Origin of the sequence: Parageobacillus toebii NBRC 107807, assembly GCF_003688615.2 — a bacterium.
GTDB classification, from domain to species: Bacteria; Bacillota; Bacilli; order Bacillales; family Anoxybacillaceae; genus Parageobacillus_B; species Parageobacillus_B toebii.
In genome coordinates, this window is record NZ_CP049703.1 from 1570290 (window position 1) to 1587270 (window position 16981).

Genomic DNA, 16981 nt, shown 5'->3' on the forward strand with positions numbered 1-16981 from the left:
AAGGAGGGTGAAGAATGTATCGAAAGGAGTTTTACGTCTTTGACCAAGATCGTCCTGTTCCAGCGGTAATCCGAAATTATGAAGAAAAGGACTTCCCTGGCTTAATCCGCATTCAACAGGAAAGTTTTCCTCCACCATTCCCGTCTGAATTATGGTGGAATACGGAACAGCTGAAAAACCATGTAACACTATTTCCAGAGGGTGCCTTATGTGTTGAGGTGAATGGCGAAATTGTGGGATCGATGACGGGACTTATTGTTGACTTTGATCCCAGCCATCCGGACCATACATGGGAAGAGATCACGGATAATGGATATATCCGTAACCATAATCCAAACGGGAATACACTCTATGTTGTTGATATTGGCGTGCGTCCTGCCTATCGCAAATTAGGGCTGGGAAAATGGCTGATGTTATCCATGTATGAAGTAGTTGTTCATTTGGGATTAGAACGGCTGTTAGGTGGAGGGAGAATGCCCGGCTATCATAAAAAAGCTCATAAGATGACAGCGGAACAATATCTCGAAGCTGTAGTAAAAGGAGAATTGAAGGATCCTGTTATTACCTTTCTGCTTCGCTGTGGCCGTACACCTGTTAAAGTGGTGGCAAACTATTTAGAGGATGAAGAATCGTGCAATTATGCTGCACTGATGGAATGGAAAAATCCTTTTTATAGATCCAAATCTTAACAAGGAGAATGATGAAGATGGAATATCTCAGAATTACGAGTATTGAAGACCCTTTGTTTAAAAAAATGCACCAATTGATGCAAAATGTATTTCCTCCTGAAGAAGTATTAGCATTCGATTTGTGGAAAGAGCCTCTGGAAGATCCGGGAATTCGTGTGTGTGTTGCTGTTTACGAAGGAGAGGTAGTAGGTGCGACAGAGTACCGCTATTATGAAGATTTAAATGTCGCGATGACAGATTTCACCATTATCGGCCAAGCAGGACTAGGGATTGGTCGATTTTTAGCCAAAAAGCGGTTAGAGGATTTGAACAACTGGGCCGCAGCAAACGGAAAGCAGTTATATGGCATGTTCGCTGAAATTTATGATCCTTATCGGGTAGAGCATTATGAATTTGGCGGGATTAAGCTGATGGATCCATATGTTCGTCGTGAGGTATTATCGCATTTGGGATATAAGCGGCTTGACTTCCCTTATGTCCATCCATCTTGGAACAATGATGGAGAAGCCGTAACCGGTCTCGATCTTTGTTTTCTTCCGATGGACGATAGCGTGAATGAACTTCCAGCGGATCTTGTTGTGAAGTTTTTGAAACGTTATTATTCTGTCTTATCGAACAAGCCAAGGGCTTGGTATGAAATGATTGAAAATCTGGAAGCGAAAGATACCGTAACGCTATTACCGATTTAAATCCTATAGAAACGTAATGCTTATGAAACCTAAAAAAATTCTTCCAGATTTAGCGGCATCCTTTATCGTTTCCCTATCGAAAGAAGCAAGAATGCTATTCGGTACATGAAAGATGAAGGTTGCTTTATCTTAAATAACACATCAAAATTCGAATAAGAGGACTTTTACAGATGGAGATGGAACTCTGGTATACAGAAAAACAAACTCCCGATCATGGAATCACAACCAAGATTCGTCGCACTTTACACCATGAAAAAACGAAATTTCAAACCCTTGATGTAATTGAAACAGTCCAATTTGGCAACATGCTTGTTTTAGATGGCATGGTAATGACTACCGATGGCGATGAGTTTGTATACCATGAAATGATTACCCATGTGGCGATGAATACCCATCCTAATCCGGAACATGTGCTTGTCGTTGGCGGTGGAGATGGAGGGGCCATCCGCGAAATTTTGAAACATTCTTCGGTAAAAACAGCTACTTTGGCAGAGATTGACGGCAAAGTGATAGAAGCTTCCAAAACCTATTTCCCCAAAATCGCAGGTGCTTTAGAGGATCCACGCGTCAAAATAGAGGTAACCGACGGAATAAAACATGTTGAAGATTTACGATCGGTTCGAAAAAGTATGATCCAATGAAAGTGGATGAAACGAAGCTCAATCCAATCAATACCCGCTATTATCATCCGAGAATGCACAAAGCCCTTTTCCAGCTACCCGTGTTCGTGCAAGAGTTAATCACAGGGGAGGGAAAATGAGCGCGCTTTGATGAGGCATACTCGGGAAATGTGTTTATCAGCGTTGGCAACGACTTAGAGCGGGTGCAAGCCGTTTTTCTGAATGGAAATCGTGATGGTCACGAAGAAAACGAAGACATGTAGCCGGATGCTCGTTAGACCCACACTAAGAAGCAACTGACAAACGTTCCAAAAAACGTTTGAACCGCCGCTACGTATGTTTTCTCGTCGCTTCCTTCGCTGAAAACGAAGGGATGCCGGGGCGGAATGGTCTTTACTCTCTTAGAGCGAAAGGAGTGGTACCTATGTCAAAAATCGGTATTGCTGCGGAAACTCGTCGGATCGACGCGCTTCTGCTTCGTGCACTCTACTTCGGTCCCAAATCCTACTGGGAGCTGATGCGGGCAGGGAAAGCCCAGACCCACCAGGTGCTGAAGGCACTGCAGTCGCTCCTGGAGGGAGAGATGGTGGTCTACGACGGTGATCACTTCGTGATTACCGAGGCGGGGCGTCGAAAGGCGGAAACTCTGAGCCTGGAACGGGTGGCCGAACAACGCTGTGAGGCTTGCGCGGGGCGCGGTATCGTTCTGCGACCGCCTTTCGATCGCGTCCTTGCGGATTTCCAGGATATCGTGGCCATGCGGCCCAAGGCGACGCCCGACTTTGACCAGGGGTACGTGACGCCTGAGACCACCATGCGACGACTGGCCCTGATGGCCCAGCAAGGCGATTTGGTGGGCCGCGATATTCTGCTACTGGGCGACGACGACCTCACGGGCATTGCGGCCGCGCTCTCAGGGTTGCCGCGGCGCATCTACGTCCTGGATGTGGACGAACGCATAATCAGCTTCATCCGTGACGTGGCCCGGGACCGTGGTTGGGACCACGTCCACGCCGAGGTCTACGACGCACAGGATGGGCTGCCGTCTCACCTCCGTGGCCAGTTTGATGTGTTCTTCACGGACCCGGTCGACACCGTCAAGGGCCTCCTGCTCTTCCTGAGCCGCTGCACAGAGGGGCTGCGTGGGCCCGGTGCCGCGGGCTACTTTGGTCTCTCTTACCTGGAGGCCTCTTGGCGGAAGTGGCGGCAGATCCAGCAGGGCATTCTCGACATGGGCTTTGCCATCACTGACATGCTGGGTGCCTTCCAGGACTACCTGTTGGAGGACATTGTAGCCCTAGACTGGGCGCGCATGGCACCGGTGCCGGTTAAGGAACCCGATATCCCCTTCTACGTCAGCACCGTCTACCGCCTGGAGCTGGTCGAGGAGCCTCAGCCCCTCTTTTTCGGCCGGGTGGAGCTTGGGCAGGACCTCTACTACGACGAAGAGTTCTGCGACCCCCTGCAAGAATAGTCCCCAAAGGCTACGCGCCCCCGGTAGCGGGTGTTCCCGCCGCCGGGGGCGCTTGCGTTCGGGCGCTGTTTCTCGACACCCACAACGAGGAACTGCGTTCTTCAAGGTTAATGAATGAACCTTATCACAGGCTTTTACTGGTGTATTATAGCAGGCAACAGACTTTTTAAAGTACTTGGATGAAAGGTTAATCTCCGCTGACTAATTGGGAGAGAGATCCTAGAAGTTATTCCCAGGACGAGCTCCTTCTTTTTACAGGTGAGTTCGTACTTGATGTTGTACAATGTCCCTTAGTTTCTGCGTATACGTTGTAGGTTATTGTTAACAACATAATATGTTTTACTATCCTTATTCCCAAAAGTATTACTTCAAGGATAAGATGTTTATGGATACAACTTTACACATGAAGATATGATCATCTCCATTCTAAACCTTTCTCGTTGTGTTATTCCATAGCTACTTAAAGGAGTGATCATCGATTTTGAAAAAGTTCTGACAAAAGATCACTCCAACTATAACCGATTTTATTACCTCCTTTAGGAATGCGGTGATAATCGAGGTACCGCTGATGGAGGGAGAGCGATCTCATGTATACGCAGAGAATGTAATGGTCAAACTGTTGGAGATGGTTGATACTATATGATCACACCGATTGGCATCAGCATGAATCCAATCTTCCGATCAAAAATTGGTTCATAAAAAAGACCGCAAAGCGTTTCTTAAGGAAAGCTCTGCGGTCTTTTTACCTTTCCCCCGTGTTTTTAAGTTGAAAATTCAGTTTGAATAGTTTAAGATTTTGAGTGGTTTAAGATTCTCTGAGCAAAAGTCCCTTATACTCTATTCAAGATTGGCATGTCTTTTAAACATGGTATTGGAGTCAAGTCCTTTTTTCTCCATGCATCTTAATATGATAGCATCATAGAATAGTAATAGGGTTTGCTCAAATAGTGATCCCATTGGCTGTATGGTTTTGTATCCATTGTCTGATTGGTCTTTAGGTGAGCCAGGTAATTTGACAATGATATCAGCTAATTGTCCAATGGTCGATTCAGGGAAAATGGTCACTAAGGCTATTGTTGCACCTAAGTTTTTTGCTTTTTCAGCCATGGAAACTAAACTTCTCGTTTCCCCTGAACCCGATCCGATGATCAAAATGTCATCTTGTTCTAGGTTAGGGGTTATGGTTTCGCCTACTACATAGGCGTCTAACCCCATATGCATCATTCGCATCGCAAAAGATTTGGACATAAATCCAGATCTGCCTGCGCCAGCTACAAAAATTTTCTTTGATTCGAGAATCCCATTTACCAATTTTTCAGCTTCTTCATCAGCAATGAAATCGGCTGTCCGATTTAACTCTTTTATGATTTCACCCAAATATTGCGTAGTCTGCATAATTTCATTCACCTTGTTGGATCATTTTTTTCATTTCAGCGGCTACAGCTCGTTTATCTTCTTGACCAGTAATGCCGCCACCTACAATGATAAGATCAGGTTTTGCTTTAATGACTTCAGGCAATGTGTTTAATTTGATGCCGCCTGCGATCGCAGTTTTTGCGTTTTTCACGACACGTTTGATTGTTGCAAGGTCTTCAAGAGAGTTTTTTCCGACTGCCTGAAGATCATAACCTGTGTGTACACAAATATAGTCGACTCCAAACTCATCTACTTCTTTCGCTCGTTCTTCCAAATTCTTCACTCCGATCATGTCCACCAAGATTTTTTTGCCTTGTTTTTTAGCTTCTTCCACGGCACCTTTGATGGACAAATCTTCTGCAACTCCAAGTATAGTGATAATGTCAGCACCAGCTTCGGATGCTTTCATGACTTCATATGCGGCTGCATCCATGATTTTTAAGTCTGCCAATACTTTTAAGTGAGGGAATTCTTGTTTGATTTCCTTTACGGCTCTAAGACCTTCATTAATAATAACTGGAGTGCCGATTTCTACAATATCAACATACTCCTCGACTTCTTTTACCAGCTTTTTCGCTTCTGGAATGTTTACGAGATCCAATGCTAATTGTAATTCCATGAATTCTTCACCTCTCATAAAAGTTTATTGTTGGTCGTATAAGTAGTAGTATTTTTTGTGTTTTTATCTCTTACACACTGATGAGTATACTATGTATGATTTATCTTTAAAAGTACGCACTTTATTTTTACATAGTGTTAAAAAATATACTATTGGTTATTATTTATACTATTTTACTTTTTCATGTAACTCTGAAAGAAGAGTCTCCCGTTTCGAAACAAAATGAAAGCGAGAGAGGAATGTCGGTGAGCCGATTTTACTTGAGGTTTTGGTGTAACATAATCGGTTATGAAGCAACAAAAAGTTTAATCGAAAAAATCGCCAACCCGAACGAACCGGTAAAACGCATCATAATTCCGCATCGGATTGTGAAGCGGTTTTCGTGTGATTATTATCGAAAATGAAAAATTAGTCTCCAATCGCTAAAAAGTGGTTGGAGACTAATTCTTTTATGTGGCGAATTTACGATATGGATGCATCATGAGTATAGATTTTTTATTTTCTGAATATTTTATTCGATTTTTTGCTTATCTTATTATAAATTTTATTTTAGGATAGGAAACCATATTCATTCCCTAGACTCAATCAAATGGCAAATAACATCAATAAATGAAGTTGCAACATATGGAAGGATGTGAGCTGTTGATGTACGATTACGTTATTATCGGCGGAGGAATTGTCGGACTTGCCGTTGGGATGGCTATATTAAATTGGAAACCAAATGCGGCAATTGCTGTTTTGGAAAAGGAGAAGAGCGTTGCCGCCCATCAAACAGGACATAACAGCGGTGTGATTCATTCCGGCATTTATTACCGGCCAGGAAGCTATAAAGCGAAATTAGCGAAAAAAGGCAATGAAGCAATGTATCGTTTTTGTCACGAACATGGAATAGACGCAGAAATGTGCGGTAAGGTTATTGTCGCAAATAAGGAAGAAGAACTCGTTCTTCTAGAAAATTTATATAAACGAGGGATTGAAAACGGTCTTTCTATACGGATGATCGAAGAGCGCGAGTTGCATGAATTGGAGCCATATGTAAATGGAATAAAAGCGATACATGTTCCGGCAACGGGGATTGTAAACTTCAAAAAAGTAGCGGAGAAAATGGCGGAAATCATTCAAGAGAAGGGAGGGCAAATTCTCCTCGATCATAAGGTGGAATCGATTACGGAAAAAAACGATGAAGCGGTCATCGATACAAACCAACATACGATCAAAACGTCTTTTTACATTAATTGCGCCGGGCTTTATTCCGACCGCATAGCAAAACTTGCCAACATTCAAACGGATTTAAGGATTGTCCCGTTTAGAGGGGAGTATTATCAATTAAAGCCGGAGAAAAGATATTTGGTAAAAAACTTAATTTATCCAGTGCCAAATCCGAATTTCCCATTTTTAGGAGTCCATTTTACGAGAATGATAGATGGAACGGTCGATGTAGGCCCTAATGCCGTTTTAAGTTTTAAACGGGAAGGATACTTAAAAACGGATTTCAGTTTCATGGATACAAAAGACGTTCTGTTTTTTAAGGGATTTTGGAAGCTTGCCTCCCGCTATGCGAAAGAGGGTATCGAAGAAATGGCAAGGTCTTTTTCCAAAAGACAGTTTGTGAAAAACGTGCAACAGTTAATGCCGGATATTGAAGAGGATGATTTGCTTCCAGGTCCTTCTGGAGTGCGAGCGCAAGCATTAAAAGAAGACGGTACGCTTGTAGATGATTTTTATATTGTCCACGGCCGCCGTTCGATTCACGTCTTAAATGCCCCATCCCCTGCCGCTACCGCTTCGATTGAAATTGGAAAAGAGATTGTCCGACAGCTGGAGGAATTTCGCTTGGCGATATAAAAAGTGTCGCTGCAAGAAAAAAGACGGCAAGAACACTCTTGCCGTCTTATTCTAGCGTTAAAACTACGCGTCCGTTAATTTGTCCTTTTAGCATTCTGTCAAACACTTCGTTAATTTTTTCAAGAGGTTGTGTTTCAATAATTGTTTTCACTTTTCCTTCCGCGGCGAATTGGAGCGCTTCTTGCAAGTCTTTCCGCGTGCCGACAATAGAACCGACAATTTTAATTCCATTTAATACCGTATCAAAAATTGGAATAGGCATTTCTTCTGGCGGCAATCCGACAAGAACGCACGTTCCTCCTCTGCGGATAGAACTGTATGCAGATTTAAAAGCAGGTTTAGATACAGCTGTTACAACTGCCGCGTGAACCCCGCCGACTTTATCTTTCATAAATTGCGCCGCATCTTCTTTAGCAGGGTTTACAACAAGATCGGCACCAAGCTCTTTTGCAAGTTCAAGTTTTTCATCACCTATATCAACAGCAATGACATTAAGTCCCATCGCTTTCGCATATTGAACGGCAACGTGGCCAAGACCTCCAATGCCGTAAATCGCTACCCATTCTCCTGGTTTTGCCCCTGTTACTTTTAAAGCTTTATAAGTAGTGACTCCGGCGCAGAAAATTGGAGCGGCTTCTTCAAACGATAAGTTATCAGGAATTTTAACAACATAGTCCGCAGCAGCTCTGCAATATTCTGCATAACCACCATCGACTGAGTAGCCTGCATTTTTTTGCTGCTCACATAATGTCTCTTGTCCGCTTAAACAATATTCACAGTGGCCGCAAGCGGAATATAACCAAGGAATACCTACGCGATCCCCCACTTTTAAATGGGTTACGCCCGGACCTACTTCTTCGATAATCCCAACTCCTTCATGACCAGGGATTAAAGGAAGTTTTGGTTTTACCGGCCAATCGCCATGAGCGGCATGCAAGTCAGTATGACAAACACCGCATGCTTTGATGCGGACTAATACTTCTCCATATGAAATGGTTGGTTTTTCTACTTCTTTTATTTTTAATGGTTCCTTAAATTGTTCCACTACAGCAGCTTTCATAACTATTCCCTCCCATATTCTTTCGAAAAGGAAACCCTTTCGTAAATTATCATAAGAAATTCTGCTTTTTATATAAAGCTACAGTACGACAAGTTCAAAAAGCTGTCGAAAATGTTTGTCGAAAATATTAATATTTAGAAAAATTATCAACAACAATGAAATAACGTGTTATTCGCTAATAGTTTAAAGTGCGTTTTAATAATTCTTATCCATTTACAATCTTCCCGCCATTCACATGTATCATTTGCCCCGTAATATAGGATGCCTCATCGCTTGCTAAAAATACATAGCTTGGAGCCACTTCACTCGGCTGGCCCGGCCGTTTCATCGGAGTGTTGGAGCCGAAAGTGGCGACTTGATCGCTTGTGAATGTCGATGGTATAAGCGGCGTCCAAATCGGTCCTGGGGCGACGCCGTTGACGCGGATGCCTTGCCCGGCGAGAGATTTCGCCAAAGAGCGCGTAAAGGCGACGATCGCTCCTTTCGTTGCGGAATAATCAATTAATTGCTCATTGCCTTCGTAGGCGGTGATGGATGCGGTATTAATAATCGAACTTCCTTTTTGCAAGTAGGGGAGCGCCGCTTTCGTCAAATAAAAGTAGCCGAAGACGTTGGTGCGGAACGTTTTTTCCAGCTGCTGCGAGGTAATGTTAAGCAAGCTTTTTTGCGGATGCTGTTCCGCGGCGTTGTTGACGACGATGTCTAGTTTGCCAAATTGGTCCACGGTTTGTTTGACCGCTTGTTTGCAAAACTGTTCATCACCGACATCGCCGGCAATCAGTAAGCATTTTCTTCCTTCTTGTTCGACTTGGCGCTTCGTTTCTTCCGCATCTTCCTGTTCGTTTAAATAAATAATCGCTACATCCGCACCTTCTTTTGCGAAATGGATGGCGACCGCCCGGCCGATGCCGCTGTCGCCGCCGCTAATGATGGTGACTTTATTATGTAATTTCCCGCTTGCTTTGTATTGTTCACTCACGGAAACAGGCTGCGGGTTCATTTCTGTTTGCAGACCTGGCTGGCGGTCTTGGTGCTGCGGCGGCAGTGTTGCCTGTTGTTTTGTGACCATTGTCCATTCCTCCCTGTGCATCGTTTGTCATCGTTAGTATGGGATATGGGCAGGGAAATATGTAATGTTGGCAAACAATCATTGATGACTACATTGCATAAAAAAGCTGGCCACATCGGGCCAGCTTTTTATAACACATTGAAATAGCGCGCTTCTGGATGGGCAAAGACAATCGCGGAAACGGAAGCTTCCGGCTCCATCATATATCCGTCCGTTAAATGGATGCCGATTTCTTCTGGGTTCAATAGACGGAAGAGCTTTTCTTGGTCTTCCAAGTTCGGGCAAGCCGGATAGCCGAACGAGTAGCGCTGCCCTTGGTATTTCGCGGCAAAGCGCTGTTCCATCGTGAAATCCGGATCATCCGGAAAGCCCCAGCGGTCGCGCATGACTTGGTGGATGAGCTCCGCTAATCCTTCGGCGATTTCGAGCGCCAGCGCTTGAATCGCATGACTTTTTAAAAATTCGCCGCTTTCTTTCCATCGCTGCGAAAGTTCGCGAATGCCTTTTCCGGCGGTGACGGCGAAAAATCCCACATAGTCGATTTGTCCGCTTTCTGTAGATTTCAAGTAATCAGCTAAACAAAGGTATGGCTCTCTTGGCTGTCTTGGAAATTCAAACATTTCGATAATGGTCCGTTTGTCTTTTGGCGAGTAAATGTAAATCCGGTTTCCTTCACTTTGCGCCGGGAAAAATTGATATACCGCCGCTGGCGTAATCCAGTTGTTGCGCTGGGCCTCGTCAAGCAGGTCATCGACGACTTGCTTTAACATAAGCGCTTTTTCATCTTTTTCCTCAAGCAGCCGTTTTACTTTTCCTTTTAACCCAAGGTGATGTCCTAATACCATTTGCCAGTTGACGTATGGAATAATATGCGAAAGCGAAATATCTTTCAATATATGGCGTTCTAAATCTGTTGGCACAAACACGGGAACGTCGGTCGAGACGTTCGACTTTGCCGCAATAGCCGTTGGTGCCGTTTTTTCTGTTTCCGTTTCTTGTTTTTTTGTTTTTGTATATTCGATTTCGTTTTGCTGCAATTGGTTGGCGAGCGCCAGCCCTTCCATGGCGTCTTTTGCGTATAATACGATTCCATCATATTCCGGAGCGATTTTGTTTTCCGTGAATTTACGCGATAATGCCGCACCGCCGACTAAAATCGGGATCGAGATGCCCGCTTGCCGCAAATCTTGCGCGGTGGCGACCATTTGCTGTGCCGATTTGACGAGCAGGCCGGATAAGCCGATGATATCCGGCTTTTCCGCTTGAACGGCTTCAATGAGCTGCTGCGGCGCCACTTTAATGCCTAAGTCAATGACGCGGAAGCCGTTGTTGCTTAAAATAATGTCGACCAAGTTTTTGCCGATGTCATGTACATCGCCTTTGACGGTGGCGAGAAGCACTTTTCCTTTTGTGCTGCTTTCTTTTTTCTCCATGTACGGCTCTAAAAAGGCAACCGCCGCTTTCATCACTTCCGCGCTTTGCAGTACTTCGGCGACGATGAGCTGGTTATTGTTAAAGAGCCGGCCGACTTCGTCCATCCCGGCCATCAGCGGGCCGTTAATAATGGCAAGCGGGTCAGGATAAACTTGCAGTGCCTGTTCCAAATCGGCAAACAGCCCTTCTTTTGTGCCCTCGACGACATAGCCTGCGAGCCGCTCTTCTAAGCTAAGGTCTGTTTTCGCTTTTTTCGGCTCTTTTGTTTTGTCGCGGTAAAATTGGATAAACGTATTTAATGTTTCGTCGTTCGTGTTAAACAGCAATTCTTCCGCTAACCGCACTTCTTCTTCCGGAATCGAGGCAAAGCGCTCCAATTTTTCCGTGTTGACGATCGCGTAATCAAGCCCGGCCTGCGTGCAATGGTATAAAAAGACGGAGTTTAAAATTTCCCGCCCGACCGGCGGAAGCCCGAACGAGACATTGCTGATGCCAAGTATTGTTAAACATTGCGGAAGCCGTTCTTTAATGAGACGGATGCCTTCGATCGTTTCCTTGGCCGCGCCAATATATTGTTCATCGCCGGTGCCGACCGGGAACACAAGCGGGTCAAAAATAATGTCATGTGGGGAAACTCCGTATTTGTTGACGAGCAAGTCATGCGAACGCAAGGCAATTTCCAGCTTCCGCTCAGCATGAATCGCCATTCCCTGTTCATCAATCGTTCCGACAACGACGGCAGCACCATATTTGTGAAGGAGAGGAATGACTTTTTCAAACCGTTCTTCGCCGTCTTCCAAATTAATCGAGTTAATGATTGCTTTCCCTTGTGAATAAGTGAGAGCACGTTCAATAACGCGTTCATCCGTCGAATCAATGACAAGCGGCACTTTTACTTTTTTTACAACTTGTTGGATAAACTTTTCCATATCTTCTTGTTCGTTGCGGTCCGGGTCGGCTAAGCAAATATCGATGACGTGCGCGCCGTTTTTTACTTGCGCGCGGGCAATTTCCGCCGCTTCTTCATATTTTCCTTCGGCGATGAGCCGTTTAAATTTGCGCGAACCGATTACGTTTGTGCGCTCGCCGACAAACAGCGGACGCATTGTTTCATCGTAAATAAGCGGATCGATGCCGGAGACGGCATGAACGTCAAAAGATTTCGGAATTGGCCGCGGTGGAATATCCCGGACCGCTTCGGCGATGGCGCGAATATGTTCCGGGGTTGTTCCGCAACAGCCGCCGACGATGTTAATCCATCCTTTTTCAGCGAATCGTCGGATTTTTTTCGCTAACATCTCCGGTGTCTCGTGATAGCATCCTTCTTCATCCGGAAGCCCGGCGTTCGGATAGCAGCTTACAGCAGTGTTCGCCAAGGAAGAGAGCGCGCGCAAATGGTCGGTCATAAACTCGGGGCCGGTCGCGCAGTTTAATCCGACCGCGAACGGCTTCATATGCTGGACGGAGATGAAAAACGATTCAATCGTTTGTCCTGCTAATGTTGTTCCCATTGGTTCAATCGTCCCGGAAATCATAATCGGCACTTTTTTTCCGACCGCTTCAAACGCCTTGGAAATGCCGATAAATCCTGCTTTGACGTTTAAGGTGTCTTGGCACGTTTCTAATAAAAGTAAGTCGACTCCGCCAAGCAATAGTCCACGCGCTTGTTCTTCGTAAGCGGCAACTAATTGTTCGAACGTAATGCCTCCTGTGACGGATAACGTTTTTGTCGTCGGTCCCATTGAACCGGCGACAAAGCGCGGCCATTCGGGAGTAGAGTAGGCGTCGGCGGCTTTGCGCGCAAGCCTGGCTGCTTCGATATTTAACTCTAGCGCTAAATGGCCAAGATGATATTCATCTAACACAACGCTTGTCGCACCGAACGTGTTTGTTTCGATAATATCCGCTCCCGCCTGCAAATATGCTTCATGAATGCGCTCGATCACATGCGGGGCGGTGAGCGTCAAATATTCGTTGCATCCTTCGTATGCTTCTCCGCCGAAATCATCAGCTGAGAGCTTCGCGCTTTGAATCATCGTTCCCATTGCGCCGTCAATAATTAATATTTTTTTTTCGAGCTGTTGCTCAAGTGTGATGTTACCCATGGAGTACCTTCCTTTCTTGTGCGGCTTGTTCCTTTTCATGAATGTAGCGAACGAGTTCGACGGTCATTTCATAGCGCAAAAACGGCGTAATTAAGTAGATGCCGTTAAATAAGTCAAAAGCGGCGTCAATGAGCGATTTGGCAATTGCGATTCCTTCGCGCGCAGATTGCACTGGGTCATTCGCGCATGCTGCCATGCGGGAGCGGATTTCATCAGAAAGCGTAATTCCCGGCACTTCATGATGAAGGAAATCGGCGTTGCGCGCGCTCACTAGCGGCATAATGCCGATGTAAATCGGCGTCTCAAGATGCTTCGTCGCTTCATACACCTCTTCGATTTGCTGCTCGGAATAAAGCGGCTGGGTGATAAAATAATGGGCGCCGCATTGAATTTTTTTCTCCAGACGCTCTACAGCCTTATCTAAATGACGGACGTTCGGGTTAAAGGCCGCGGCAATCGAGAAGTTTGTTTTTTGCCCGAGCGGTTTTCCGGAATACGAAAGCCCTTCGTTAAATTGGCGAATCAGCCGGATTAAATCAAAGGAAGATAAATCATAGACGGATGTCGCACCAGGAAAATCGCCGATTTTCGATGGGTCTCCGGTGATGGCGAGCACATCGGTGATGCCGAGAGTATGCAGGCCCATCAGGTGCGACTGCAAGCCGATTAAATTGCGGTCGCGGCATGTAATATGAATAAGCGGGCGGATGCCAAGCTGCTCTTTGACGATGGAGCCGAGCGCCATGTTGCTGATTCGTGGAGTTGCCAGCGAGTTATCGGCCAATGTCAACGCATCAATGTTCGCTTCTTTCAGCGCTTTGGCGCCTTCTAAAAATTTCGCGATCCCTAATTTTTTCGGCGGATCAAGCTCGACGATCACCGAGCGCCGCTTACGTACGATATCCTGCAGCGGCGGGGCGGCATTTGGTTCGTTTGTTTGGATAGAAATCGGAACATGACGTTGTTTAACGACTTTTTCTGTAATCGGTGTCCGATCGGTTAAGGCGTTTGCTATCGCTTCGATATGTTTCGGCGTCGTGCCGCAGCACCCGCCAATCAGGCGCACGCCTTGTTCACGGAAGGCAAGAGCCGTTTCTTTAAAATAATCGGTGTTTGTTTCATAGATAAGCCGTCCGTCGCGATAATCCGGCAAGCTTGCGTTCGGATACGCGGAAAGAAACGCTTTTTTTCGGCAGCGGCACTTCCTCGAGCGAACGAATCATATGATATGGACCGAGACGGCAATTTAGACCGATGACATCGGCTCCCAACTGCTCCAAGCGCGCCAACGCTTCAGAAAGGGGAGTGCCGTCTTGCAAGACGCCGACTTCGTGGAGGGAGACGTGCGCGATAATCGGCTTATCCGTTTCTTTGCGCGCGATTGCAAGAACCGTCTCTAATTCTTCTAAATCGTAATATGTCTCGAGCAATAAGCCATCGACGTCTTCGTTTAAAAGCACAAATAATTGCTCGCGAAACGTCCGCTTTACCTCTTCGATGGAAACGGCGCTTTTATTGATGCTCCGTAATCCGCCGATCGTTCCAAGAACATAGGCTTTATTTCCCGCCGCCTTTTTGGCGAGCCTTACTGCCGCGCGGTTAATGGATGGAACTTCATCTTCCAATCCGTAGCGGGCAAGTTTGACATAGTTGGCGCCATATGTATTCGTTTGGATTACTTCTGCGCCCGCGGCGATATATGCTTCATGAATGTGAATGATGTCTTCCGGTTTTGATAAATTTAGTTCTTCAAAACATCGGTCAACGCCGTGCGAGTATAATAGCGTTCCCATCGCTCCATCGGCGATAAGGATGCGTTCTTTTAAGTCTTGCAAAAGCCCCACGCTCATTCCCCCGTTCTATGAAGATAGTAAAAGAAAAAAGCCTTCTATAAGAAGAAGACTTTTTATGTATCGTCTCTTCTTATCTTCCAGGCGTTTCGCCTGTCTGGATTTAGCACCTTGACTTCCGCCAGGTTGCTGAGAGTTCATCGGGCCAGTCCCTCCCCCTCTCTTGATAAGAACTAGATATGTAGTTTTCAAAAAATATTTATATATTACTGTAAATGATTTTGTAGAAATATTCAATATAATTTTACAAAAATGACTCCCTTTATACGCAGCTGCTGAACTTTTCTGTCCGTCTTGCTTAGTTCCATTGCTATGATGAGGATGATGGCTAGCCAAAAGCAGGATAAACGCTTGGCAGCTCTCACGAATCCTTATTACCGCCTAGAAGAGTGGGAAAAAGGATGTTTAATAAATATATGAAAAAACGGAAGGAAGTAATCCCGGTGAAAGAAAAAATCAATAATGGCATTGTCAAAGAAGAGAAGAAAAGAAAACACGGATGGGAGGGCTATAACTCCTCCCATCCGTGTTAGCGGTAGTTAACAAATTGCACATCAATCGGCAAGTCCGCTTCGCGAATCGCAGCGATGACCTTTTGCAAGTCATCTTTGCTTTTGCCGCTGACACGGATTTGATCGTCCTGTACTTGGCTTTTCACTTTCAGGCCAGTGTTTTTAATGATCGTGTTGATTTTTTTCGCGTTTTCTTTATCGATGCCTTGCACAAGTTTGGCGCGCTGGCGCACCGTGCCCCCAGAAGCTGGCTCAATTTTGCCGTATTGGATGTTTTTCGTCGGCACGCCGCGTTTAATGAGCTTGCCGATGAGCACGTCTTTTAGCTGCTCTAATTTAAATTCATCGTCGGAAATAAGGATGAGTTCGTCTTTGTCTAGCGAAATGTCGCTTTTGCTGCCTTTAAAGTCATAGCGGTTTTTAATTTCTTTCATCGCGATGTTGATCGCATTGGTGACTTCCGATAAGTCGACTTTCGATACAATATCAAAGGAACTTTCTTTCGACATACACAACCTCCAGCATTTTTTATTTTATTATAGTAAAATGTGGCAAGGGACACAACAAGAAAAGGAGGGGAAGCCGAACGACGTGGAGGTGCTCTTGTGATGATGGGAAAAACTGTGTTTTATGCAGAATTGTCCATTGGAGTGGGAAATAATAAGCGTGAAAATATAGACAAAGGAAGAGATTGCAATGAAACGATTAATTCCTGGAGAAATCATGACATTAACGGTAAAACGGGAAATGCCGTTTGGCTGCTTTTTGACGAACGGCACGGAGGAAGTGATGCTGCATAAAAGAGAAGCGAATACAACGCTTGCGGTCGACAACGAGGCAACGGTATTTTTATATCATGACCACGACGGACAGCTGTGCGCTACCATGAAAATGCCGAAAATTACGAACCACAAATACGACTGGGTTGAAGTGGTCGACATCGTTCCGAAATTGGGCGTCTTTGTCGATATTGGCATTTCCAAAGATATGCTCGTGTCCATCGATGATTTGCCGCCGCTCCGCTCGCAATGGCCGAAGCGAGGGGATCAATTATATTGTTCGTTAAAAACGGATAAACGAGGACGGCTGCTTGCTAAACTAGCGGATGATGAAACGATGAAACAAATCGCCGTGAAAGCGCCGGAATCAGCGTTCAATCAAAACATTCGCGGGAGCGTCTACCGCGTGATTAAGGTGGGAGCTTTCCTTATCTCTGATGTCGGCTACCTTGGATTTGTACATGAATCCCAGTGGCGAAACGCGCCGCGCCTCGGTGAAGCAGTGGAAGGGCGGATTATCGCCGTCAAAGAGGATGGGACGGTCAATGTCTCCTTACTGCCGCGCAAGCATGAAAGCATCGACGAAGATGCGGCAGCCATTTATACGTACTTAGAAAGCCGCGGCGGAGCGATGCCGTATCACGACAAAAGCGACCCGGACGATATCCAAGCGCGCTTTCATATGAGCAAGGCCGCCTTTAAACGAGCATTAGGACGATTAATGAAAGAAGACAAAGTATATCAAAAAGATGGATGGACGTATATCAAGCGATAATAAAAAGCAAAGCCAATTACAGCTTTGCTTTTTTTATGCAAAAAA

Annotated in this window: 11 protein-coding genes, 3 pseudogenes and 1 riboswitch; of the genes and pseudogenes, 7 read left to right on the top strand and 7 right to left on the bottom strand. The window is 45.4% G+C overall.

Annotated features, from left to right (window positions below; all coding sequences use genetic code 11):
- The first annotated feature begins 14 nt into the window (after positions 1-14).
- The 4 genes and pseudogenes from DER53_RS08105 (at position 15) to DER53_RS08120 (ending at position 3472) form a co-directional block, all read left to right on the top strand.
- Positions 15-689, top strand: coding sequence for a GNAT family N-acetyltransferase (locus DER53_RS08105; protein ID WP_062677802.1), 675 nt, complete (start codon positions 15-17; stop codon positions 687-689).
- Between the two features lie 17 nt (positions 690-706).
- On the top strand, positions 707-1378 hold the full coding sequence (locus tag DER53_RS08110) for a hypothetical protein (protein ID WP_062753839.1): 672 nt from the start codon (positions 707-709) through the stop codon (positions 1376-1378).
- A gap of 176 nt (positions 1379-1554) precedes the next feature.
- A pseudogene (locus DER53_RS08115) lies at positions 1555-2138 on the top strand (spermine/spermidine synthase domain-containing protein).
- A gap of 284 nt (positions 2139-2422) precedes the next feature.
- Positions 2423-3472, top strand: coding sequence for a bis-aminopropyl spermidine synthase family protein (locus DER53_RS08120; protein ID WP_062753835.1), 1050 nt, complete (start codon positions 2423-2425; stop codon positions 3470-3472).
- 837 nt (positions 3473-4309) lie between these two features.
- Here the strand turns inward: DER53_RS08120 and hxlB are convergent.
- Both hxlB and hxlA read right to left on the bottom strand, forming a co-directional pair.
- Positions 4310-4867 carry a 6-phospho-3-hexuloisomerase gene (gene hxlB / locus DER53_RS08125; protein ID WP_062753833.1) on the bottom strand — a complete coding sequence of 186 codons (558 nt, stop codon included), beginning with the start codon at positions 4865-4867 and terminating at the stop codon, positions 4310-4312.
- A 4-nt stretch (positions 4868-4871) separates the two neighbouring features.
- On the bottom strand, positions 4872-5507 hold the full coding sequence (gene hxlA, locus DER53_RS08130; protein ID WP_062753831.1) for a 3-hexulose-6-phosphate synthase: 636 nt from the start codon (positions 5505-5507) through the stop codon (positions 4872-4874).
- Between the two features lie 281 nt (positions 5508-5788).
- On the opposite strand from hxlA, the pseudogene DER53_RS08135 reads away from it, so the two are divergent.
- A pseudogene (locus tag DER53_RS08135) lies at positions 5789-5911 on the top strand (LacI family transcriptional regulator); the annotation flags it as partial.
- Between the two features lie 241 nt (positions 5912-6152).
- Positions 6153-7352: an L-2-hydroxyglutarate oxidase gene (gene lhgO / locus DER53_RS08140; RefSeq protein WP_062753829.1), complete on the top strand. Its 1200-nt coding sequence runs from the start codon at positions 6153-6155 to the stop codon at positions 7350-7352.
- 46 nt (positions 7353-7398) lie between these two features.
- Here the strand turns inward: lhgO and adhP are convergent, their stop codons facing one another.
- The 5 genes and pseudogenes from adhP to DER53_RS08165 all read right to left on the bottom strand — a co-directional run bounded on the left by adhP (position 7399) and on the right by DER53_RS08165 (position 15891).
- Complete coding sequence (gene adhP, locus DER53_RS08145) at positions 7399-8412, bottom strand: alcohol dehydrogenase AdhP (protein ID WP_062753827.1); 1014 nt, start codon at positions 8410-8412, stop codon at positions 7399-7401.
- Between the two features lie 205 nt (positions 8413-8617).
- A complete protein-coding gene (locus DER53_RS08150; protein WP_062753825.1) occupies positions 8618-9481 on the bottom strand; it encodes an SDR family oxidoreductase in 864 nt (287 codons plus the stop codon).
- Between the two features lie 128 nt (positions 9482-9609).
- Positions 9610-13020, bottom strand: a complete 3411-nt coding sequence (gene metH, locus DER53_RS08155; RefSeq protein WP_062753824.1) for a methionine synthase — start codon at positions 13018-13020, stop codon at positions 9610-9612.
- Positions 13013-14864: pseudogene (locus DER53_RS08160) on the bottom strand (bifunctional homocysteine S-methyltransferase/methylenetetrahydrofolate reductase). The gene metH and the pseudogene DER53_RS08160 overlap by 8 nt, the downstream one beginning before the upstream one ends.
- A gap of 76 nt (positions 14865-14940) precedes the next feature.
- A riboswitch (SAM riboswitch) is annotated at positions 14941-15043 on the bottom strand.
- A 356-nt stretch (positions 15044-15399) separates the two neighbouring features.
- On the bottom strand, positions 15400-15891 hold the full coding sequence (locus tag DER53_RS08165) for a YajQ family cyclic di-GMP-binding protein (RefSeq protein WP_062753820.1): 492 nt from the start codon (positions 15889-15891) through the stop codon (positions 15400-15402).
- 187 nt (positions 15892-16078) lie between these two features.
- Here DER53_RS08165 and DER53_RS08170 point away from each other — a divergent pair, with 187 nt between their 5' ends.
- Positions 16079-16936, top strand: a complete 858-nt coding sequence (locus DER53_RS08170; RefSeq protein WP_062753819.1) for a CvfB family protein — start codon at positions 16079-16081, stop codon at positions 16934-16936.
- The last annotated feature ends 45 nt before the right edge of the window (positions 16937-16981 follow it).